The 21,958-nt window shown below is 62.2% G+C and carries 14 protein-coding genes; 10 read left to right on the top strand and 4 right to left on the bottom strand.

The window, feature by feature from the left end; all coding sequences use genetic code 11:
• Positions 1-122 precede the first annotated feature (122 nt).
• A complete protein-coding gene (locus tag L21SP4_RS10870; protein ID WP_052882671.1) occupies positions 123-920 on the bottom strand; it encodes a Nif3-like dinuclear metal center hexameric protein in 798 nt (265 codons plus the stop codon).
• A 149-nt stretch (positions 921-1,069) separates the two neighbouring features.
• On the opposite strand from L21SP4_RS10870, the gene L21SP4_RS13395 reads away from it, so the two are divergent.
• The 10 genes from L21SP4_RS13395 to L21SP4_RS12550 all read left to right on the top strand — a co-directional run bounded on the left by L21SP4_RS13395 (position 1,070) and on the right by L21SP4_RS12550 (position 17,403).
• Positions 1,070-1,405 carry a rubredoxin-like domain-containing protein gene (locus tag L21SP4_RS13395; RefSeq protein WP_052882670.1) on the top strand — a complete coding sequence of 112 codons (336 nt, stop codon included), beginning with the start codon at positions 1,070-1,072 and terminating at the stop codon, positions 1,403-1,405.
• Between the two features lie 251 nt (positions 1,406-1,656).
• Positions 1,657-2,631, top strand: a complete 975-nt coding sequence (locus L21SP4_RS10860; RefSeq protein ID WP_052882669.1) for an ArsR/SmtB family transcription factor — start codon at positions 1,657-1,659, stop codon at positions 2,629-2,631.
• Positions 2,624-4,054, top strand: coding sequence for an adenosylhomocysteinase (ahcY, locus tag L21SP4_RS10855; RefSeq protein ID WP_052882668.1), 1,431 nt, complete (start codon positions 2,624-2,626; stop codon positions 4,052-4,054). The genes L21SP4_RS10860 and ahcY overlap by 8 nt, the downstream gene beginning before the upstream one ends.
• A gap of 1,411 nt (positions 4,055-5,465) precedes the next feature.
• Positions 5,466-6,625 (top strand): IS3 family transposase gene (locus L21SP4_RS10840; protein ID WP_096335078.1). Its coding sequence is split into 2 segments (ribosomal slippage): positions 5,466-5,747 and positions 5,750-6,625, totalling 1,158 coding nucleotides; the frame shifts between segments, so codons are not numbered across the junction.
• Positions 6,626-6,897: 272 nt separating this feature from the next.
• Positions 6,898-7,092 (top strand): type II toxin-antitoxin system HicA family toxin, encoded by a 195-nt coding sequence (locus L21SP4_RS13555; RefSeq protein WP_074041478.1) that lies wholly within the window; start codon positions 6,898-6,900, stop codon positions 7,090-7,092.
• Positions 7,089-7,487, top strand: coding sequence for a type II toxin-antitoxin system HicB family antitoxin (locus L21SP4_RS10835; RefSeq protein ID WP_074041477.1), 399 nt, complete (start codon positions 7,089-7,091; stop codon positions 7,485-7,487). The genes L21SP4_RS13555 and L21SP4_RS10835 overlap by 4 nt, the downstream gene beginning before the upstream one ends.
• A gap of 36 nt (positions 7,488-7,523) precedes the next feature.
• A complete protein-coding gene (locus L21SP4_RS12575; RefSeq protein WP_074041476.1) occupies positions 7,524-11,705 on the top strand; it encodes an extracellular catalytic domain type 1 short-chain-length polyhydroxyalkanoate depolymerase in 4,182 nt (1,393 codons plus the stop codon).
• Complete coding sequence (locus L21SP4_RS13165; protein WP_160300814.1) at positions 11,702-11,866, top strand: hypothetical protein; 165 nt, start codon at positions 11,702-11,704, stop codon at positions 11,864-11,866. Before L21SP4_RS12575 ends, L21SP4_RS13165 begins: the two co-directional genes overlap by 4 nt.
• Positions 11,863-14,517, top strand: coding sequence for a carboxylesterase family protein (locus L21SP4_RS12770; RefSeq protein ID WP_082116713.1), 2,655 nt, complete (start codon positions 11,863-11,865; stop codon positions 14,515-14,517). The genes L21SP4_RS13165 and L21SP4_RS12770 overlap by 4 nt, the downstream gene beginning before the upstream one ends.
• 90 nt (positions 14,518-14,607) lie before the next feature.
• On the top strand, positions 14,608-17,403 hold the full coding sequence (locus L21SP4_RS12550) for an extracellular catalytic domain type 1 short-chain-length polyhydroxyalkanoate depolymerase (protein WP_074041475.1): 2,796 nt from the start codon (positions 14,608-14,610) through the stop codon (positions 17,401-17,403).
• Between the two features lie 46 nt (positions 17,404-17,449).
• Here L21SP4_RS12550 and L21SP4_RS10810 read toward each other — a convergent pair whose 3' ends face one another.
• Genes L21SP4_RS10810 through aceE form a run of 3 tightly spaced genes read right to left on the bottom strand, consistent with a single transcriptional unit; the run spans position 17,450 to position 21,926 of the window.
• Positions 17,450-17,848: a hypothetical protein gene (locus L21SP4_RS10810; protein ID WP_052882664.1), complete on the bottom strand. Its 399-nt coding sequence runs from the start codon at positions 17,846-17,848 to the stop codon at positions 17,450-17,452.
• A gap of 1 nt (position 17,849) precedes the next feature.
• Positions 17,850-19,208 (bottom strand): 2-oxo acid dehydrogenase subunit E2, encoded by a 1,359-nt coding sequence (locus L21SP4_RS10805; protein ID WP_052882663.1) that lies wholly within the window; start codon positions 19,206-19,208, stop codon positions 17,850-17,852.
• Between the two features lie 51 nt (positions 19,209-19,259).
• Entirely contained in the window at positions 19,260-21,926 is a 2,667-nt protein-coding gene (aceE, locus tag L21SP4_RS10800; RefSeq protein ID WP_052882662.1) for a pyruvate dehydrogenase (acetyl-transferring), homodimeric type, read from the bottom strand.
• Between the last annotated feature and the right edge of the window lie 32 nt (positions 21,927-21,958).

Genomic DNA, 21,958 nt, shown 5'->3' with positions numbered 1-21,958 from the left:
CGATTTTGCGCGATTGCCAAGCGCGCGGGAGGAAGATTAGGGAGAAGGGTTGTTGGGTTGTTGAGTTGTTGGGGGAAGAGGCGGGAGTTTCCCTTTTGCGTATCGCCGATGCAGGGAATCTCCTACAGCCCTTTCCCCTCCCACCGTCCGGGCGGGCGGTCACGGCGTGAGCGGAGTACGCGAACCAAGGGGCCGAAGGCGCGCCGCAACTTACGCGCGAGGACTTTGAGGTAGCCGCGCTCGGTTTCGGTGTGGCCGCACAGGAGTACGGCCTTGCCGCGGCCCGTGGCGGCCAGCAGGTCGTGGTGCTTCATCTCACCGGTGATCAGGACATCCGCGTCGGCGTCGAGCAGCACGTCCGCACCCGCGCCGACGCAGATCGCGGCCGTGCGGCAGAGCGGATTAGCGGAGGGAGAGGCGATGTGGACGGCATCGATACCCAGGAAGTCCCGAAGCCGTGCGGCCAGGTCGCCGGGTCGTGTGCCGGATTCCAGCTCTATGCGGCGTCCCATGCCGTGGTCCGGGTCCGCCGCCGAGGGCCGCAGGACCTCGGCCGCGCCTTTCCCGATCCCCCCGGCCAGCCAGTCGTTTGTGCCGCCGCGGACGGCGTCGAGGGCGGTGTGCGGCGAGTAGAGCGCGACCTCGTGTTTCACCAGCGTCATCACCGCCGCGAGTTGCGGATCGCGCGCGTCCAGCCGATGCGTTCCGCCGAACAGGACGGGGTGATAGCTTACGACCGCCTGAGCCTCCTTCGCCACCGCCTCTTCCGCCACCTCGCGGGTGAGGTCGATCGTCAGCAGTACGGTGCTCACGTCGCGGGGCGATAAAGGCCGCAGCAGCAGCCCGGTGTGGTCCCACGGTTCCGCGAGTTCGGGCGGGGCGAGGCGCTCCATCGTCTCTATGAAAGATTGCAGTTCCATCGTCGCCAAGGCTAGGCCGTCCGCCGTTTCCGTGCAAGAAGGCAATCGAAATGCGACCGATGAACACGGACTTAACTTGAGAACGTCAGGGATCCTGCTAGAATACGACCCATCGAGCGTACGGCATCAAAACGAAAGGGGATGCGAAGATGAAGAAATGGAAATGTCAGGTCTGCGGGTACATCCACGACGGTGAAGAGCCGCCCGAAACGTGCCCGCGCTGCGGTGCGAAGAAGGAAAAGTTCGAAGAACTCGACGACGAGACTGCGAGTAAGATCGAGCGTGCACGCCACTCGAACGCGCAGCACGCCCGGCTGATCGATCTCGCCCGCCAGATCGAATACTGCTGCAACGACGGCATCGAGGATAATCTCGATCCGGGCTGCGTCGGCGTCTTTACGAAAACCCGCGAGATGTGCTGGGAAATGATGAAGATGTCGATGGCCGAAATCGAAGTGCACGTCGGCAAGAAGAAGTGGGGCTGACCGGACGACGCCGACCCTGTCCTGCGGGGGAGCACCCCCGCAGGAATCAGGGTCGCCCAAACTGGCAGAGATAATCTTACTCGTGCCCGGCTTTGTCACCGATCAGCCTTCATGCCTTTCCCTTCTTCACGGTTTATCTCTTTCCTTTTTCTGCTTCCCGCCCCTCTACATCCTGCTTCATCCTGCTTCGCCACTTTCCCCTTGCATTCATTCGTCCGGCGCTATATTAATATATCCGAATATACGGATATATGACGGAATCACTGGACATATTCAGGGCTTTGGCGGACGAGGCGCGTTTGCGCATGGTGCGGTCGCTGGGGATTGCGGAACTGTCGGTGGCGGAGTTGACCTCCGTACTCGACATGCCCCAATCGTCGGTGAGCCGACACCTTAAACCCTTGCGCGAGACGGGGATCGTTGAACTGCGCCGTGACGGGACTTCGAATTACTACCGGCGCGGGCCGCTGTTCGAAGACCAGGCCTTTGAGCAGTTCATGGGTCGGCGGCTGGCGGAGCTTGCCGGCGGCGAAGGCGACCGCGAGCGCATCCGCAGGGTTCTGGAGCAGCGGCGCAACCGCAGCCGCGAGTTTTTCGACCGGATCGCCGGACGCTACGAGACGCTCACCGAGCCCGGAGGCGGGTGGCGGGCGCTGGCCGCGGCTCTCGCCGTGGGATTCGAAGGATGTCGCGTGGCCGATCTCGGGTGCGGCGAGGGCGAACTGGCCCTGCTGCTGGCCCGGTTCGCGGAACGGGTCTACGCCGTCGATATGTCCCCTCAAATGCTGGAGGTCTTCCAGCAGCGTGCGCGCGAGCGCGGGGTGGAAGAGCGGATCTCCGGACGCATCGGCGACCTGGAGCATCTCCCGCTGGAGGACGGATCGCTCGATGCGGTGTTCGTGAGCCAGTCGCTGCATCATGCGGCGCGTCCGGACGCCGCGCTGGGGGAGGCCGCGCGCGTGTTGCGGGAAGACGGGAAGCTGGTGTTGCTCGAACTCGCCCGCCACGAACAGGAGTGGACCCGCGAGGAATGGGCCGACCAGTGGCTCGGATTCGAAGAAGACCAGCTGCGCGAGTGGTTCGCCGCCGCCGGCTTCGACACCGACCGCATGGAAAGAATTTCGGGGATGACCCCCGATATCGATGTCCTTCTCGCCGTTGCGCGGAAGGAACAGTCGCAGGAAACGGAGAACGGAACCTACAGGAGTACAGCTGAACATGGCTAAAAAAACGACCCGAAGCAGAAATACAAAAAGCGGCGACTACCACGTCGCCGATATCTCGCTGGCCGATTTCGGCCGGGAAGAGATGAAACTCGCCGAGCACGAGATGCCCGGACTGATGAACCTCCGGGAGAAGTACGGCGAAGAGAAGCCGCTCAAGGGCGCGCGCGTCATGGGTTCGCTGCACATGACCATCCAGACGGCCATGCTGATCGAGACCCTTCAGGCGCTCGGCGCGCAGATCCGCTGGGTGAGCTGTAACATCTACTCGACCCAGGACCACGCCGCCGCGGCGGTGGCCGCCACCGGCACGCCGGTTTTCGCCTACAAGGGCGAGACGCTGGAAGAATACTGGGCGTTCACGGACCGGGCCCTCGACTGGGGCAACGGACGCGGACCGAACATGATCGTCGACGACGGCGGCGACGCGACCCTCTTCATGCACCTCGGTTACAAGGCCGAGCAGAATCCGTCGATCCTCGACAGGAAGCCCGGAAGTGAAGAGGAAGAGGTCCTCTACAACCAGCTCAAAAAGGCGTTGAAGAAGGATCCGAACCGTTTCTCGCGCACCGCGAAGAATATCCGCGGCGTCAGCGAAGAGACGACCACCGGCGTCCACCGCCTCTACCAGATGCGCGACAAGGGCGAACTGCTCTTCCCCGCGTTCAACGTCAACGATTCGGTCACCAAGTCGAAGTTCGACAATCTCTACGGCTGCCGCCATTCGATGGTCGACGGCCTGATGCGGGCCACCGACGTGATGCTCTCGGGCAAGGTCGCCGTCGTGGCCGGCTACGGGGATGTCGGCAAGGGCAGCGCCCAGTCGCTCCGCGGCCAGGGTGCGCGCGTGATCGTGACCGAGATCGATCCCATCTGCGCCCTGCAGGCGGCCATGGAAGGCTTCGAGGTCATGCCGATGGACGAGGCCTCTCAGATCGGCGATATCTTCGTGACGGCCACCGGCTGCTGCGACGCGATCACCGAGCGCCATATGCGCAGGATGAAAGACATGGCGATCGTCTGCAACATCGGGCACTTCGACAGCGAGATCCAGGTGGCGAAGCTGAACAAGTACCAGTGGACGAACATCAAGCCGCAGGTCGACAAGATCACCTTCCCGAACAAGAAGAGCATTATCCTGCTCGCGCAGGGACGGCTGATGAACCTCGGCTGCGCCACGGGCCATCCGAGCTTCGTGATGTCCAACAGCTTCACGAACCAGGTGCTCGCCCAGATGGAACTGTACTGCAATCCCGGCAAGTATGAGCTGGATGTGTACACGCTCCCGAAACTGCTCGACGAGGAAGTCGCGCGGCTTCATATCGAGCGACTCGGCATTGAGACCGACAAGCTCAATAAGAAGCAGGCGAAGTACCTCGGCATCCCGCAGAACGGACCGTTCAAGCCGGCGCACTATCGGTACTGATCGTAGATAAGTTCGTAGTAGCGCCGCACGCCTGCCCCTCGGGCAGGCCAGGCGCGTGATATCGTTCGTAGTAGCGCCGTACGCCTGCCTCCGGCAGGCCAGGCACGTGAAAGATCACGGCCCTGGTCCCGCTGCGCGGGTCTGCGGGCCTACTGCGAACTTTTTCCGCTATCCGGAGTTCGCCGGTCAGGGAACGAATCCGTTCCACGCCCCGGCGTGCGACACGCTCCAGATCGTCCTCCCAGTCCGTGCGGTTGAAGGTCCTGGGCGACAGCGGGCCGCGGTAACCGATCCGGCGCAACCCTGAAGTTCATTTCCTGAGGCGATTCATGAAAACGTAATGTCGCACGGCGCACATATAAACGCACACTCGGATCGCAGCTTCAATAGATCGTCGTCCAGCGTGATCAGTTGTGCGCCGGTTCTGTGCGCCAGGAAGTGTCCCGTTGACTGTTGAAACTTGAAGGCGGTCTCCTGAGGAGCGTCCATGTTGGACGCTCGGGGCAAACCAACCCGAAAGGAGACCGCCATGAGTGACAATAGCGTCCTTGAAGCCCGTGGACAAGTTGAACCCAGCGATTCTCATTATGGCTTCACCCTTTTCGGTCGGGGTGGCACCCGACCCTCCCAGTGCCCGAAAATGCGTCGGATATCGACTCGGGAGGGACGGCTGCCACGCCGTCCGCGGTCGGAATGCGGCCATAATGAGAACTGCTGAGTTGAACCGTCTGCAGCAGGAGATGTTTTCCGTGACTGGCTGCGTGGTGAAATGCGAACCCTGATCGCCGATATTCTGGCTGAAGAGGTCACAGAACTGTGTGGTCCGGCCTACAAGCCGGCAGGGGACAGAGGCTGCCGACGTGCCGGCGGAACCCGCGTAGGACTTCGAATTGACGGTATTGATGAGGAGATCCGCAAGCCGCGTGTACGTCGCCATGAGGCAGACACATCGAAGGAGGTCAGGCTTAAAAGTTACGACGCGGTCAACAGGGCCGACGATCTTCGTGACCGTATCTTGCGTGCCACAGCTGCCGGAGTCAGTTCACGTGATCAGAAAACCTTGTATCCCGATTCAGCGCCCGGACGCAGCAGGGTTTCCCGCGCCTGGATTGTCGAGGGCCGACAGCGCATACAGAAGCTCCGTGACCCAGCAGTTCTCATTATGGCCGCATTCCGACCGCGGACGGCGTGGCAGCCGTCCCTCCCGAGTCGATATCCGACGCATTTTCGGGCACTGGGAGGGTCGGGTGCCACCCCGACCGAAAAGGGTGAAGCCATAATGAGAATCGCTGTCCGTGACCGCGACCTGAAGTCCGAGAGGTTCAGCGGTGGTCCCGGAAAACGGAGCCAGTGAGGGGCGGATAGACCGCATCGGGTTCTCCCGGTAAAAAGGAGACCGAAAGGAGAACCGATGAAGAAGCCGAGACGAAATCACAGCGCGCAGTTCAAGGCGCGTATCGCGATGGAAGCGTTGCGCGGCATCAAGACCGTGGCGGAGATCGCGGCGGAAAACAACGTGCATCCGACCATGGTGACTCGATGGAAGACGGAGCTCACAGAGGGCGCAGCCGATCTCTTTGAGCGCAAGAACGCGCCGGACCTAGAAAAGCGCGGGCTGGAAAAGAACTGCGAGCGGCTGGAGCGAAAAGTAGGTCAGCTGGTGATTGAGAAGGAGTGGATGGAAAAAAAATGCGTCGAGTTGGGGATCGATCCGTGAGGAAGGCTCTGGTGGATCCTTCTGATGCTCAACGCTCGCTGCGGCGCCAATGTGCTCTGCTGGGCGTCAACCGGAACCGGTTGACGCCGCCGGAGCCCAGGGCGACGATCACGGACTTACGGGTTATGAGGATGCTCGACGAACTTCATCTGCGTTTCCCGACGTTCGGCACGCGGGGGTTAAGGCGCTTGCTCAAGCGCGAACAGGGGTTGAACGTGGGGCGAAAGCGGCTTCGCCGGCTGATGAGGCTCGCGCATATCTCGGCTCTCCGCCCGCGGCCGCGGACCAGCGCACCGGGCAAGGGGCATCGCATCTATCCGTATTTGCTGCGTGGAGTGGCGGTTACGCGGCCGAATCAGGTCTGGTGCGCCGATATCACCTATATCCCGATGCCGAGAGGGTATTGCTACCTGGTGGCCGTGATGGACTGGTACAGCCGGAAAGTGCTCGGGTGGGAACTGAGCACCACGATGGATACCGCGTTCTGCCTGCGGGCCTTTCGATCGGCGGTGGCCACGGCCGGGCGGGCGCCGGAGATCATGAATACCGATCAAGGCTCGCAGTTCACGTCGACGGATTGGATCAGGGAGATGAAACAGCACGAGGGCTTAAAAATCAGCATGGATGGGACGGGCCGCTGGGTGGACAATGTGTTCATCGAGCGGCTGTGGTGGAGCCTGAAGTATGAGGATGTTTATCTGAAAAGCTATGAAACGCCCCGGGAAACCGGGCGCGGCGTGGGGGCGTGGCTGGAGCGCTACAATACCGAACGTCCGCATTCATCGATCGGGGATCGAACGCCCGATGAGGCGTACTTCGGAATCGAGGCGGAGTCGAAATGGAGAGCGGCATGAAGAGGCGAGTTGCCCACAGCCATGCGACCGTCTCCGACGAGTTCAATGACCCATTCTCGACGGCCGCAGGCTATGGACAACTCGCCGGAGTTGTGGCAGAACACTCGCAGGAAGCGGGAGCCCTGATGCTGACTTAAAGTTCGAAAAAACTGGCTCCGCTATCGGGACCACCGCTCAGGCGTCGGCTCCCGAAGCGGCTGAACGGTAGCGTTCTCTCCGGAACAACGGATCACCTGTTGACTCGAGTAGTATCGCCGTAGTACTATACTTCCGTGCCAAGGAAGATACGTGAGCTGATTCGGGACCTGAAGAAGGCTGGTTTCGTGGATCGCGGCGGCAAGGGTAGCCACCGCAACTTCACCCACGCCAAAGGGGCGAAGATAACGCTCAGCGGTGGCCTTTCGCATGATGCGAAGCGGTATCAGGAGCGAGATGTTGAGAGAGCAGTTCGCGAGGTGACAGAATGAAGACGAGTGATCGATACCTCAAGATTGTTGAGTGGTCGGAAGAAGACCAGTGCTACGTTGGGACGTGTCCGGGCCTCATGCTCGGTGGCATTCACGGAGATGAAGAGGCCAAGGTGTATCGCGAGCTCTGTCAGGTGGTCGAAGAGTGGATCGACATCTATGAGCAGGATGGTGAACCCCTGCCCGAGGCGACAGCAGGAAGAGAATACTCAGGGAAATTTGTTGTTCGCGTCGGCCAGGATCTGCACAAAGCCTTGGCCATCGGTGCCATGCGCCACGGAGAAAGCCTTAACGAGCACTGTGTGCATTTGCTGCGGGAGGAGAGAGCCCGGTATGGAGAGAACAAGCGGGCGCAACGTATTTCTGGAAGGGCGCGCCCTTCCAGAAAACGCTGACCCGCGACGTTCTGCTGATAGACCGGAGGATCTTCCATGAGACCGACATTCATCCTTTTGTGCTCGGTGTGTATCTTCGTCAATTGCGCGGTTGCCCAGGGCGGCTCCCGCCTGCGGAAAGGGTTTGAGCGGCTGGACGCCAACAAAGACGGTCAGCTGTCGGCGACTGAACTCAAAACCGTCCCACGGTTAGAATCGCGTCTGGAGGGGGCTGACCAAGACAACGACGGTTTGCTCAGCTTCCGGGAATTCGCCGGTGCGATCGCGCGATCCATGCGTCGTCCTGCGCAGCCCGAGGAAGCCGGGGGCGCCTTCGGAGCGGGCGATCGCATCCGGACCATTGACGTAGAAGGACAAGAACGCCGCTACCAAGTCCACGTTCCTCCTAATTACACGGCGGATCGAAAAACGCCAGTTGTAGTTGCATTTCACGGCGGCGGCGGCAATCCGCAGAGTATGATCCGACTTAGTGGTCTTAATGAGAAGGCGGATGACGCCGGATTCGTTGTCGTCTACCCGTTCGGCAGTGGGGCCGACCAAGACAAGAATCTGACGTTCAACGCCGGCAACGTCGGTGGGTATGCCAAGCGGAAGAAGATCGACGACGTGGGGTTCACAAAGGCTTTGCTCGGCGACCTGGAAGCAGTCGTGAATGTGGACAAGGAACGGGTCTTCGCAACTGGCATCTCCAACGGTGGGATGATGGCGTACCGGGTAGCGTCCGAACTGGCCGACCGGTTCGCCGCGATCGCTCCGGTCGGCGGGCCGATGGGCACCGCGGAGTGCAACCCGGCCTCGCCGGTATCGGTCATTCATTTCCACGGCACCGCCGACGAACTGGCTCCGTTTAACGGCGGGCGGGGAAAAGGCACTTCAAATGTTCCGGCATCCATGCGACCGGAGTTTTTTTCGGTGGAGCATTCGATCAACTGCTGGGTTGAAGCCAACGGCTGCGCAAAAGAACCAACCGTTACCCCAATGCCCGACACGACAGATGACGGCATGCGGGTGATCCGCAAGGTTTGGGGCGAAGGGAAGAACGGTTCAGAGGTGGTGTTGTATGAAATTGACGGCGGCGGCCACACCTGGCCCGGTATGGAACCGCCCGTTGCCATGCTTGGCGCATCCACCACAGATATCTCCGCCAATGACCTCATGTGGGATTTTTTCCAGAAGCATGCGAAGCGTGCGCACAAGGTCAAGAGCGCCGACGCTGTCCACACGGGGCTCACCGAGGAGGGATTGTCCGGCTCGGTCAACCCACGCGGCAATGTGCTGATGTATCACGGTCCGGGAGGTGCCATCTTTGAATTTGTGGAGTGGCGGCAAAACCAGCAGACGGGGTCTGAGCTGACCCGTCCAGAGCGCCTGTTCCAGCGACTCGATGCTGACAACGACGGCAAGGTCACCCAGGCCGAACCGGCCGCCGAGCCCGAGGCCGAAGCCGTCGAGGCCGAAGCTGCCGAACCGGAGCAGGACCCGACCGAAGACCGGCAAATTTGGACTGCCTTAACAGCGTCTCCTAGCGTGGAGCCGGCCGCAAACCGGTCGCCGGTGCCGGCGGCGCAGAAAAAGGAAGCCGCTCCCGAAAGCCTCGACCTACCCGCTTTGCTGGCGGCCGAAGCCCTGCAAACCAGCGTAGTGGTCAGTGATCTCGAAAAGGCCCGGCGTTTCTATGCCGAAGGCCTCGGACTGCGTTCGTTCGCCCAACCGCGGCGGATGCCGGACTCGTCCATGATGCACATCTACCGCGCCGGCGCATCCGCCATCAAGCTGCGGGTCTACGCCACGCCTCCGCCAAATCGCGGCCGAGCGGTGGCCGCGGTCAACGGCATCCGTTTTATCGGTGTGCCCGTTGCCGGCCTGACTCCGGTGCTGGACCAGCTGAAAAGACTCGGTTTTACCGTTGAACGGGAAAGCGAACGCGATGGCGCGCGCGTTGCGGTGGTCGCCGATCCGGACGGCAATCGCCTCGAGCTGATCGAGGCCGGCGAAGGCGCCACCAGACGCGGCATCGAACTCGGGCTCGTTGTCGATGATCTCGCGGCCGCCAAATCGTTCGCCGGCGATGTACTGGGCCTGACACCGCTGCCCGGGATCGAGTCGATCGTGCTGCCCGGGCAGAGGGAAGTGTGCTATGGGCTGGGGCAATCGGTCATCCGTTTCCTGGCGCCGCCGGGAGAACGCCAGACATTCGAGGGGCGCCCCGCCGACGCCATCGGCTTCCGCTACATCACGCATACCGTCCGGAATGTGACCGCGGTCTTCGAGGCCATGAAGGCCCACGGAATCAAACTCGCGGGAACCGGAAAGCCGGTCCGCTACCGGCAAAACGCTGTCCTCATGGCTTACGGACCCGGCGGTGGCATCTTCGAATTCGTGGGGCCGGAGAGGAAAAACACCGGGAGTGGGATGCCACCCGCCCTGCCGGACAACCGCATCGAAAGCCTCTTCCGCAATGCCGACCGGAACGGCGACGGGAAGCTCTCCGGCAACGAACTCACGCAGTTTCCCAGCCTCGCCAGGATACTCAGATTCGCGGACCGCGACCAGGATGGAGCTTTGTCGATCGAGGAGCTTCGCACGGTATCGGCACGCTGGCCCGGCAGGGAGGCTTCACCTGGCGGAACGTCCGAAGCCAAGCCTGCCCCCGCCGGTTCAGACAAACCCAAAGACGACGCGGACAAAGCCGCCAACAAGGCGCTGAACCTGAGGTATCACGCCATGGACTTCGACGGAGACGGCGTGGTAACCCAACGGGAATTCCCCAACCAAACCATCTTCAAGGTCTTCGACCAGGATCGCAGTGGGGAGATCACCCGGACGGAATTCGTCGCCAAGCTGGGGAAGAGCGCGGAGCGCGGGCCGATCACGCCGGAATCGGCGCTCGTTCCCATCGGCGAGCAGGTCGATTGGTTCACTTTCAAGAAGGACTACTTCCCCGGCACGCGCGACCCGAACGGGCAGCTTCTCGGCGGCACTGAACTGATGTGGCTCACCGCCCACGAGGGCAAGCTCTTCGCCGGCACCAGCATGTTGAAGAGCGATGTTACCGTGAAACCCTACCCCGGCTATCCCGGACCGCAGATTTTGCGCAAGGACCGCGGCGACGGGCCGTGGATCGCCGAGGAGTCCTTCGGCCGGGACCACCTGCGCATCAACTGCCTGGAAGTGCTGCGGTTCACCGAAGATCCTGACGGCAAACCGTTGCCGAAGCCGGTCTCGCTCCTGGCGGCCGGACTTTACGACATCCGCAGGGGAGAGAAGTGGCTCACCGTCGCGGTTCGCAATGACGAAACCGGCACGTGGACCCTTTCACGGATCGCGCCCCTTCCAGAGGATCAGCCCGGTTATGCAGGCATCCGGGACCTGATTGTGCACGACGGCGAGGTTTTCGCCGCCGCGGACTTCGGCGGCATCTATCGGGGCGTCTACGATCCGCAAGCACCAGGGCGGCTGCGCTGGACCCCGGAAAACGAGATGGCAGGTGGCCCGTATGGCCGTCCGCAGCGCATGGAAATTTGCGATGGCGTTCTCTACGCGGCTTTCGGTTACTCGAATCAACGGCAGCGGGGCAAGCAAGGCGGGCTGTTTCGGCGCATCTCCGGAGCGAAACCGCGCTGGGAACGGGTCTATTCCTGGTTTGAAAATGAGGGTCCGTTCGAATTCCTGATGCGCGGCCTGACCACGGTGACCGGAAGCGATGGCAAACCGGCGCTGCTTGGTGCCCTGGAGCGCCCGCCGCTACCGGTCATCCGGCGCATCGAACCCACGAACGAGTTCGCCGCCACGGACGAAATCAACTACGAGAACTACTTCGCGAACGTGTTCGATGCCTGGCCGAACGTCGGTGTCTTCATGACTGGCGCCGCGTTGAACCGGTTCACGCCGTTCACCCGCCCGGATGACGGCCGGGCGGTTTATCTGGTCACCACTTTCGTCATCCACCCGCGCAGTCCGCAGGCGGGCTCTAACGGCGCCTACTTCCTGGTGCGCAACGGTCCCGGTTCCTATGATTGGGGCGCGATCAACGATCCCGCGAACCAGCCCGATGGCGTCCGGCTTCAGGGGGTGCGCACCATTGAACCGTCGCCCTTTCCGGACGAAAAGGGTAAGGTCTGGTATTTCGGTGGTTTCGCCGCCGATTTCGCTTACGTGCGCGACACGGCCTGGATCTACAAGGGCACGCTGCAAAAAGGCGAGGAGTACAAGCCATGAAGGCGCTCCGGGCGGCTCAAATCATGGGCAATGAAATCTCCGCCGTGGCGGCAGGGTCGCCCTGTATGAAGGGGCTCGTCACCATGAAAGTAATCATCACCATCGGCTTGACCATCATACTTGCTTCCGTTCCCCCAATGCCTTCCCTGGAGACGCTATGAAGTCTGTCCTAGCACTCGTCTGTTTCGCGGCGATGCTGCAGCCTGGCCCGGTCTATGCCCAAGCCGCCGGTGATCGTCTCGACCGCGCCTTCAAACGTCTCGACTCCGACCGCAACGGCAGTTTGTCGCACGAGGAGGCGCCCCGCTTTGCCCCGGTTGCCGAACGCTTGGCGGGAGCCGATGCCGACGCAAACGGCGACGGCACAATCACCCCGGATGAAGCCCGCAGCTGGCGACGGGAGGAACGTCGCCAGAACCGGCCGGCGCCCGCGGCCATGAACGGTGCATTGCCAGAGACGGAGTCTGAGGTGACCCGTCAAGAACGCCTGTTCCAACGACTCGATGCTGACAACGACGGCAAGGTCACCCAGGCCGAAGCCGGTGGCCCAGATTGGTTCGACAGGCTCGATCGCAATGGCGACGGGGTTATCGAGCAGAACGAACTGCCGGGCAACAACGCGGGGCCGCGGAATCGCAGGACGGAAACGGAACGAAATGCGCCTGCGATGCCGCCGGAACCCCCGCACACCGCCCATCTCGATCTCCGCTACGACGAGATCGAGGGCGTCGACCCGAACCTGCTGAGCTTGGACCTCTACGTGCCGGAAGGCAAAACGACGCAAACGGGGCGCCCAGTTCTTGTCATGATTCATGGTGGCGGCTGGCGGGGAGGCGACAAGGCCAATCGAGCCATCGTCGGCGGCAAGATGCACCATTTCGTCAGTAACGGCTATATCTACGCCTCGATCAATTATCGCTTGTCGCCGCAAGGGCCGAACGACGCGGGCGTGCAGCATCCGGTTCACGCGCAGGACTGCGCCAAGGCGATAGCCTGGATTCACGATCACATCGATGACTATGGGGGTGATCCGGCTGGCATACATTTGATGGGGCACTCTGCCGGAGCGCACCTGGCCGGCCTGATCGGCACGAACGATCGCTTCCTCAAGGCCGAAGGCAAATCTCTGGCGATCCTCAAGAGCAACGTGTTGCTGGACACCGCCGCACTGGACATCGCGGGCTACCTCGAGGCGCAAGACGGCAAAGGCATGACGGCACTCTATCACAACGCTTTCACGGACAAACCGGCCAACTGGCGCGACGCCTCGCCCCGATTGCACGTAAAGCCTGACAAGCAGATTCCGCCCACCCTGATCTTCTACGGCGGCACGCGGATGCTCCTGAACCGCTTCGCGCCGGACTTCGCACGCGCGCTCCGGGAGGCTTGCACGCCGGCGCAAGCCATCGATGTCGCTCCGCTTGATCACGGTCAGATCAATGCCTTCATTGGCACGGTGGACGATCCGATGACAGCGCTGATCATGCGGCTGCACGCTGGCGACGATGCTTCGCGATTTCCCGCCCGGATCACCGCCTACGCTGCGGAACCGCCCGATCGTGAGGGCGCGGGGAGCCAAAATAGCGTGACCTTCGAACATAGTTATCTTGCGGGAACGCGCGATCCCGAGGGGCATTTCCTGGGCGGCACCGAGACCATGCATCTGGTTGCGCACGAAGGAAAATTGTTCGCCGGTCTCGGCTACTGGACCGATCAACCCGGCAGCGACCCACGGCCCGGCGCGCAGATCCTCCGCAAGGATGGGCCCGACCAATTGTGGCGCCTGGAACACAATTTCTCGGGGGCTCTTCGAATCAACGCGATGGACTCGGTGACCTTCTCGGTCGATCACCGTGGCGAGAAACTGGGATCGCCCGTTACCCTGCTCGTTGCCGACGCCGGGCTGATTCGTTCCCGGGGGTCGGGCGCGCTCGTGTGTTTCGTCAGAAACGACGGATCGGGCGGGTGGGACGAAAGCCGGATCGTGACGAATGCGAACCGGGCCTACATCCGCGCCTTCGGCTTTCACCGGGACGCGAAGACCGGCGTCGAATACCTGTTTGCGGGCACCGGCGCCGGCGAGGTCTACCGCGGCAGCTACGACGCTACCGTGCCCGGGCGCATCCGGTGGGAATCGACGCCGGAGTATGCGAACCCCGATTTTGATGACAGCCCGTTTAAGCGCTGCCAGGGTTTTGCCGTGGCCAACGGCCGGCTCTACGCCTCCGTGTCGCCGCGATTGTTGGTACGTCGCGACGGCCCCGAGCCGAGGTGGACGGCGGTCTTTCGCTGGAAACCGGAACAGCGGCCCGGCGCTGGCTTGCGCGGAATAACAGCCGTAGCCGCGCCCGACGGCACCCACGAGGTCATACTCGGCTCCAGAGAACAGGAAGGCCGCATCCTCCGCATCGACCCTGAAGATGGGCACAAGGTCACCGATGAACTCAACTCCCAGCAATTCCTCAAAGAGCAGCTCGGCAACTTCCGCGGCGGCAGGCTGGTCGCCTACAACCGCCTCGTTCCCGGCCGGCATCCGGTTACCGGCCAACCGATCCACTGGGTCACCGTGGCGGGAATCAAGCCCAACGACACCCGCGCCGCCTGGCTGCTGATTCGGCACGCCGACGCCACCTACGACACGGTCCGCGTGTTCGATCCGAACCTTGATCCGCATCCGCTGCTTGTCTCCACCCGCACCCTCGAGTTCGCGCCCTGGAATACCCGCGAATTCTACACCGGCGGCTACGACGGCGCGGCCAACGATCGCAAGAACCACAACACCGCCTGGATATTCAAAGGCATCATGAAATAGGAAACTGAACAAAATCATTCACCTTGTTGTCGTGTAGGCACCCCAAGAGGTGATTGTTGTCGTTCTGGCGATAGACAGGAGGAATCTTACATGAGACAGACATCCGTCCTTTTATGCTTGCTGTATTTCTTGGTCTGTTGTGCGGCCGCTCAGGACGGCTCCCGCCTGCGGCAAGGGTTTGAGCGGCTGGACGCCAACAAAGACGGTCAGCTATCGGCGACTGAACTCAAAACCGTTCCACGGTTAGAATCGCGTCTGGAGGGGGCTGACCAAGACAACGACGGTTTGCTCAGCTTCCGGGAATTCGCCGGTGCGATCGCGCGATCCATGCGTGGTCAAACGCAGCCCGGGGAAGCCGGGGGCACCTTCGGAGCGGGCGATCGCATCCGGACCATTGACGTAGAAGGACAAGAACGCCGCTACCAAGTCCACGTTCCTCCGAATTACACGGCGGATCGAAAAACGCCAGTTGTAGTCGCATTTCACGGCGGCGGCGGCAATCCGCAGAGTATGATCCGGCTGAGCGGGCTGAACGAAAAAGCAGACGAAGCCGGATTCGTTGTCGTCTACCCGTTCGGCAGTGGGACCGACAAAGACAAGAATCTGACGTTCAACGCCGGCAACGTCGGTGGGTATGCCAAGCGGAAGAAGATCGACGACGTGGGGTTCACAAAGGCTTTGCTCGGCGACCTGGAAGCAGTCGTGAATGTGGACAAGGAACGGGTCTTCGCAACCGGCATCTCCAACGGTGGGATGATGGCGTACCGGGTAGCGTCCGAACTGGCCGACCGGTTCGCCGCGATCGCTCCGGTCGGCGGGCCGATGGGGACCGAGACGTGCACCCCCTCCCGGCCAGTGTCGGTCATCCACTTCCACGGGACGGCGGACGAACTGGCTCCGTTTAACGGCGGGCGGGGAAAAGGCACTTCAAATGTTCCGGCATCCATGCGACCGGAGTTTTTTTCGGTGGAGCATTCGATCAACTGCTGGGTTGAAGCCAACGGCTGCGCAAAAGAACCAACCGTTACCCCAATGCCCGACACGGCAGATGACGGCATGCGGGTGATCCGCAAGGTTTGGGGCGAAGGGAAGAACGGTTCAGAGGTGGTGTTGTATGAAATTGACGGCGGCGGCCACACCTGGCCCGGTATGGAACCGCCCGTTGCCATGCTTGGTGAATCCACCACAGATATCTCCGCCAATGACCTCATGTGGGATTTTTTCCAGAAGCATGCACGCAAGGCCGACAGTCCACAGAGCAAGCAGAAGGCCCCCGAGAACGGCGCAATGGAACTGCTGCGCACTCCGGATGAACACTTCGCCAAGCTGTGCGGTTATCCATTTGAGCCGCATTATCTCTATGTGGATGATCCGAATCTGCCAGACGGCAACCGCCGAATCCGCATGCATTACGCGGTCTCCGGCCCGGCCAATCGGCCCACCTTGCTGATGCTCCACGGAAACCCGTCATGGTCGTATCTCTTTCGCAAGGTTGTACCGCTGATCAACGAAGCGGGTTATCGGACGATTATGATTGATTATGTCGGCCACGGGAAATCCGACAAACCGGCAACAGAGTCCGACTACACGTATGATCGCCACCTTGAGTGGATCCGGCAGGCGTTCAAGCAACTGGACGAAGACCCTGAACTCGCTCTCAAAGAAGTCGTTCTGTTCGGTCACGACTACGGCCATCCGCTGGGCGCGCGCCTGATGGCGGAGCATTACCCGGATCGTTTTGATGGATTCATCAATGGGAATGCGGGACTGAACCGAGGGCGATGGGGAATCGCAAAGCGCCATGATCGCTGGCGAAGTTTTGTCCGTTCGGTTCCTAAGGTTCCTATCGGCGCGGTGGTCTTCCGTAATGACGCCCGGCAGAACATGGGCTTGCCTCCCGGCACGAACGCCGAGAAAGGAGGCTACGACGCTCCTTATCCAACGGGGGACTATCAGGCTTCGATTCGCGCATTTCCTGAAATGGTCCCTGAAGATGCCACCTGGCCGGAAGCGAAGGCCAATCAGAAAGCCTGGGATTTCCTGACTTCCTCCTATGACAGGCCCTATCTGGTCATCTGGGAGAGCATGGACATGCCCGATGAGCGGAATCGGCGAGACGAATACATTTCAAGCATCCCAGGCGCATTTGGTCTGGAGCAACCGCAATTCAAGACGGGTCACTATTCACCTGAAGATGATCCCGAAGGAGTGGCCGGCGCCGTCATCCGGTTTCTCAACGATATCTACATTCCAAACCAATTCGATGAAATACGCCGCGCGACATTCACCGAAAACCTCGAAGGGTTTGCTTGTGAAGGCAATCACTGCTCCCTCGATCTTGAGAAAGAGGCGGTCAAAATGAAGCCAGGTTCCGAATTGGTACTTCGGGAACCGATAGACCTTTCCTCCAGCGAGGAAATGAAGATTGCATTTCGCTACCTGCCAGAGGGAGTGGCATCAGGCGGAACACTCTTCGTCGATCTTTGGTCGGATGGGGACTGGGTGAATCTGCGGAAATTCGAGCGAGGACACGGACCTGGCAGGGGAGATTTCAACAATCGCTCGACCGACTACGGATATATTCGGGTCGAACACAATCCTGAAACATTCTCGACTGATGCTCGGGTTCGCTTTCGCTTTGTCTGCGAAGACGAGAAGGCTGCGATCTTCATCAGGGAGGTCGGGATTTATAGAAAGACATGTCTGCACCCTACTGGTTTACTAAACCAGATTATTAATCAGGGGCGGTGTGGCCAGCAGTTCTCATTATGGCCGCATTCCGACCGCGGACGGCGTGGCAGCCGTCCCTCCCGAGTCGATATCCGACGCATTTTCGGGCACTGGGAGGGTCGGGTGCCACCCCGACCGAAAAGGGTGAAGCCATAATGAGAATCGCTGCGGTGTGGCAAGATAAATCCACGAATAATCGTCATTAAGCTTCCCCGAGACTCAGGTCGCCGGAGATATGCAGGCGCGATCCGTAGCGTTCGACGCTCAGGGTCTTTCCGGGGAAGCTCTGCGGAAGCTTCTTTTCGAGCCGCTCGCGGACTTCATCGAAGAGCTTCTCACGGAACTCGTCCGTGACGTCTTCCCGTGTGGCGGTGCGGATCTCGACCACGTACCCGGGGCCGCGGCCTGAGCTGTAGCCCGGCGAGAACTGCGCGCCGATGTTGAACAGTCCGTCGGCGGAGGGGTCCGAGGTCTCGCCCGCGCCGGGCCGGCCGGCATAGCGCCGGTAGCGGTCTCCGTACGTCTCTTCCAGCTCGGCGTCGATCTCGTCGAAGACGTCCTCGAGCCGCTGTTCCCACTCGGTGGCGCGGTGGTGTCGCATTTCAGCCCTCCAGCGAAAGAAGCATCGGTTCTTCCAGCGCATCGACGACCCATTTCAGGAAGCGGGCGCCGTCGGCGCCGTCGATGATCCGGTGGTCGTAGCTCAGGGAGAGCGGGAGCCGGAGCCGGGGCCGACAGAGATTCTCATCCCGTCCCATGCAGGGTTCCAGCGTGGCGCGGCCGACACCGAGAATCGCCACCTCCGGCGCGTTGATGATCGGCGTGAAAAAGGATCCGCCGATCCCCCCGATGTTCGTGAGCGTGAAGGTGCCGCCCTCCAGATCCTCGCGGCTCATCTTCCCCTCGCGCGCCTTCCGGGCCAGCTCCCCGGTCTCCACGGCGATCTGCTTGATGTTCTTCCGGTCCGCGTCGCGGAGCACCGGCACCAGCAGCCCGCGATCGGTGTCGACCGCGACGCCGATGTGGACGTAGTCCTTGTAGATGATTTCCTCGTTCGCGGGATCGATGCTGCAGTTCAGCCGCGGGAAGACCTTGAGCGCGCCCGCCAGCATCTTGATGAGGATGGCGGTCAGGGTGAGCTTGCCGCCCTCCTTCTCCACGTTCGGCTGAAACTTTTCACGGAGTTCCTCGAGCCGCGTGATCTCCGCGCGGTCGTGCTGCGTCACGTGGGGAATCGCAAACCACGCCGAGGTCAGATGCTCCATCGTCGCCTTGCGGGTCTGGCTCATCCGCTCGCGGCGGACCTCGCCCCAGCGGCTGAAGTCCGGAAGGGGCATGGCGTGGTGGAGCGAGGGGCGCGCGGGTGAAGGCCCGCCGCCGCGTTCGCGGTCCTCGAGCAGGGAGCGGGCGAAGTTCTTTACGTCCTCTTCGCTGATCCGCTCGTCGGGTTTGGAGGCGGGAACCTCATGGATGTCGACGCCCAGTTCACGGGCGAGCCGCCGCACCTTCGGCGACGCGGCTACCGCCTTGCCGGCCGCCCTCTTCTCCTGCTTTGCCGGTCCTTCAGGCGCTTCCCGTTTCGGCGGCGGCTCCGGTTCCTGTTCCTCTTCCGCCGACGCCTCCCCCGATCCCGACTCTGCCTCTAACTCTGCCTCTGCCTCTAACTCTGACTCTGATTCTGACTCTGACTCTAACTCTGATTCTGCCTCTGTCTCTGCCCCAGTTTCCGACTTCACCGACAGCACGACATCGCCGACCGAGACGGTCTGGCCTTCCTTGATATGGACCTCTTCGATCTCGCCTTCGACGGTGGAGGGGACCTCCATGCTCGCCTTGCCGGCCTCGATCTCCAGGACCGGCTGGTCCTTCGCAATCGTGTCGCCGGGGCTCACCATGACCTGTACGATGTCGCCGTTTTCAACATTTTCGCCCAGCTCGGGCAGCATCATCTTCGTACTCATTGTCTCACCGTCCGTTTTTCGTGATCTTCCGTGCTTGCGTTAAATTCGCGGTCATTCATTCACCGGGTTCGGTTTATCTCCGTCGACATTCCACTGTTTGCGGAGATCCTGCAGCCGTCCGGCCTTCATGGTCCCGGCCCGGACGAGTTCGGTCGCGGCGGTCCACGCAATGGCCGCGGCGTCCACCTCGAAGAACTCGCGCAGCGCCTCGCGTCCGTCGCTGCGTCCGAACCCGTCCGTGCCCAGCGGTACGATCTTCCGGGGCGTCCACGGCCCCAGCGACGCCGGCAGCGTTTTCAGATAGTCCGAGGCGCCGATAATCGGTCCGGCCGTCTCTTCCAGGCACTGCGTCACGTACGGTTTGCGCTTGCTCGCCTCCACCCCGGCCTTCCGGCTCTGTTGGCGCTCGCAGTCCTGTGCGTCCATGAGCAGGGCCTTCCAGCTCGTCACCGACCAGACCGTCGCGCGGACGCCGGCGTGTTCTCTGAGTTCATCTGCCGCCCTGCGCGCCTCATTGACGATCGCGCCGCTGGCGAGAAGCTGCACCTCGGGTCCGTCGTCCCCTTCGGGTTCCTGGAGCATGTACATCCCTTTCAGCACGCCTTCCTGCGCGCCCTCGGGCAGGGCCGCCTGGGGGTAGTTCTCATTGCCGAGGGTGATGTAGTAGAAGACCGGTTCGTTCTCGACGTACATCCGCCGCAGCCCGTCGCGGATGATCACCGCCAGTTCGCACGCGTAGGCCGGATCAAAGGCCGGCAGGTTGGGGATCGACAGGGCGTAGACGTGGCTCTGTCCGTCCTGGTGCTGCAGCCCCTCGCCCGGCAGCGACGTGCGCCCGGCGGTCGCGCCGAGCAGGAACCCCTTGCAGCGCGAATCCCCCGCCAGCCAAGCGAGATCGCCGACGCGCTGGAAGCCGAACATGGAGTAGAAGGCGAAGAACGGGATCATGTTGATCCCGTGGGTCGCGTAGGCGCTCCCCGCCGCGATGAACGACGACATGCCGCCCGCCTCGGTGATCCCCTCCTCGAGGATCTGCCCGTCCTTCACCTCCTTGTAGTACAGGAGGTTTTCCTTGTCCACCGGCTCGTAGAGCTGGCCGGGATGCGAGTAGATGCCGCACTGCCGGAAGAGCGCCTCCATCCCGAACGTGCGCGCCTCGTCCGGGACGATGGGGACGAGGTGGCGCCCGATATTCTTGTCGCGCAGCAGTTTCCCGAGCAGCCGCACGTAGACCATCGTGGTCGAGGCCGGCCGGTCGGTTCCGCCCAGGAATTCCTCGAACACGGAGTCGTCCGCCCCGCCCAGCGGCGGCGCGTCCTCCGTCCGCTGCGGAAGAAACCCGCCCAGTTCGTTCCGGCGTTCCATCAGGTAGCGGAGTTCGGGGCTGTCTTCGGGGGGGCGGTAAAAGGGTACGGTACTGAGCTGGTCGTCGGAGATCGGGATGCCGAAACGGTCGCGGAATTCGCGCAGCGCCTCCTCGTTCAGCTTTTTCTGGGCGTGTGTGATGTTCTGCCCCTCGCCCGCGCGTCCGAGCCCGTAGCCCTTGACCGTCTTGGCGATGATCACCGTCGGCGCGCCGGCATGCCCGGTCGCGGCGCGGTAGGCGGCGTAGACCTTTTCCGGGTCGTGCCCGCCGCGGCGCAGACGCCGGAGCTGATCGTCGGAGAGATGCTCGACCCGTTTCTCCAGCCGGGGGTCCGCCCCGAAGAAATCCTCACGGATGTACGCGCCGTCCTCGACCGTGTACTTCTGGAACCGGCCGTCGACCGTCTCGTTCATCCGCCTGACCAGTACGCCGTCCTCGTCGCGCTCGAGCAGCGGATCCCAGTCCGCGCCCCAGATGACCTTGATCACGTTCCAGCCCGCGCCGCGGAAGTCGGCCTCGAGTTCCTGGATGATCTTCCCGTTGCCGCGGACCGGCCCGTCGAGCCGCTGCAGGTTGCAGTTGATCACGAAGGTGAGGTTGTCGAGCTTCTCGCGCGCCGCCAGCGCGATGGCGCCGAGCGTCTCGGGCTCGTCGCATTCGCCGTCGCCGAGGAAGGCCCACACGCGCTGTCCGGCGGGTTTGCGCATCCCGCGGTCCTCCAGGTAGCGGATGAAGCGCGCCTGGTAGATGGCCGTGATCGGCCCGAGGCCCATCGACACGGTGGGAAACTGCCAGAAATCGGGCATCAGCCAGGGGTGCGGATACGAGGAGAGGCCGGGCTTTTCGTGCAGCTCGTGGCGGAAGTTGTCGATGTCGTCGACCGAGAGCCGCCCTTCGAGGAACGCGCGGGCGTAGTTGCCGGGGGAGGCGTGACCCTGGAAATAGACGAGGTCGCCGGGGAAGGTTTCGGTGCGTCCGCGGAAGAAATGGTTGAACCCGACCTCGTAGAGCGTGGCCATCGACTGATAGGTTGAGATGTGACCGCCGATCCCGTCCTCCTCGCGGTTGGCGCGCACGACCATCGCCATCGCGTTCCACCGGATCAGGCTCTTGATGCGGCGTTCCATCTCGCGGTCGCCGGGATAGCGCGGCTGCCGGCTGACGGGGATGGTGTTGATGTAGGGCGTGTTGGCCGAGTAGGGGAGGCGGACCTCGCGCTGGTGGGCGCGGACCTGCAGGTCGTGCAGGATGTCCTTCACGCGCTCCGGCCCGGACGTGTCGATCAGCTCGTCGAGCGCCTCCAGCCAGTCCTGCTTTTCGAGATCCTCTCGCGGTCGCGGGTCATCGTCCATAGCTGCCGTCTCCCCTTGCGGATGTGTACTGT

The sequence above is a fragment of the Kiritimatiella glycovorans genome (assembly GCF_001017655.1).
In the GTDB taxonomy this organism is placed as follows: Bacteria; Verrucomicrobiota; Kiritimatiellia; order Kiritimatiellales; family Kiritimatiellaceae; genus Kiritimatiella; species Kiritimatiella glycovorans.
This window is presented reverse-complemented; position numbering and strand designations above follow the sequence as displayed.

What these genes read in the sequence shown, in the direction of transcription:
- ahcY (WP_052882668.1), top strand. Translation starts at nt 2,624, where the DNA reads ATGGCTAAAAAAACGACCCGAAGCAGAAATACAAAAAGCGGCGACTAC.
- L21SP4_RS13395 (WP_052882670.1), top strand. Translation starts at nt 1,070, where the DNA reads ATGAAGAAATGGAAATGTCAGGTCTGCGGGTACATCCACGACGGTGAA.
- L21SP4_RS10810 (WP_052882664.1), bottom strand. Translation starts at nt 17,848, where the DNA reads ATGCGACACCACCGCGCCACCGAGTGGGAACAGCGGCTCGAGGACGTC.
- L21SP4_RS13165 (WP_160300814.1), top strand. Translation starts at nt 11,702, where the DNA reads ATGAAGGCGCTCCGGGCGGCTCAAATCATGGGCAATGAAATCTCCGCC.
- L21SP4_RS12770 (WP_082116713.1), top strand. Translation starts at nt 11,863, where the DNA reads ATGAAGTCTGTCCTAGCACTCGTCTGTTTCGCGGCGATGCTGCAGCCT.
- aceE (WP_052882662.1), bottom strand. Translation starts at nt 21,926, where the DNA reads ATGGACGATGACCCGCGACCGCGAGAGGATCTCGAAAAGCAGGACTGG.
- L21SP4_RS12575 (WP_074041476.1), top strand. Translation starts at nt 7,524, where the DNA reads ATGAGACCGACATTCATCCTTTTGTGCTCGGTGTGTATCTTCGTCAAT.
- L21SP4_RS10870 (WP_052882671.1), bottom strand. Translation starts at nt 920, where the DNA reads ATGGAACTGCAATCTTTCATAGAGACGATGGAGCGCCTCGCCCCGCCC.
- L21SP4_RS12550 (WP_074041475.1), top strand. Translation starts at nt 14,608, where the DNA reads ATGAGACAGACATCCGTCCTTTTATGCTTGCTGTATTTCTTGGTCTGT.
- L21SP4_RS10860 (WP_052882669.1), top strand. Translation starts at nt 1,657, where the DNA reads ATGACGGAATCACTGGACATATTCAGGGCTTTGGCGGACGAGGCGCGT.
- L21SP4_RS10835 (WP_074041477.1), top strand. Translation starts at nt 7,089, where the DNA reads ATGAAGACGAGTGATCGATACCTCAAGATTGTTGAGTGGTCGGAAGAA.
- L21SP4_RS10805 (WP_052882663.1), bottom strand. Translation starts at nt 19,208, where the DNA reads ATGAGTACGAAGATGATGCTGCCCGAGCTGGGCGAAAATGTTGAAAAC.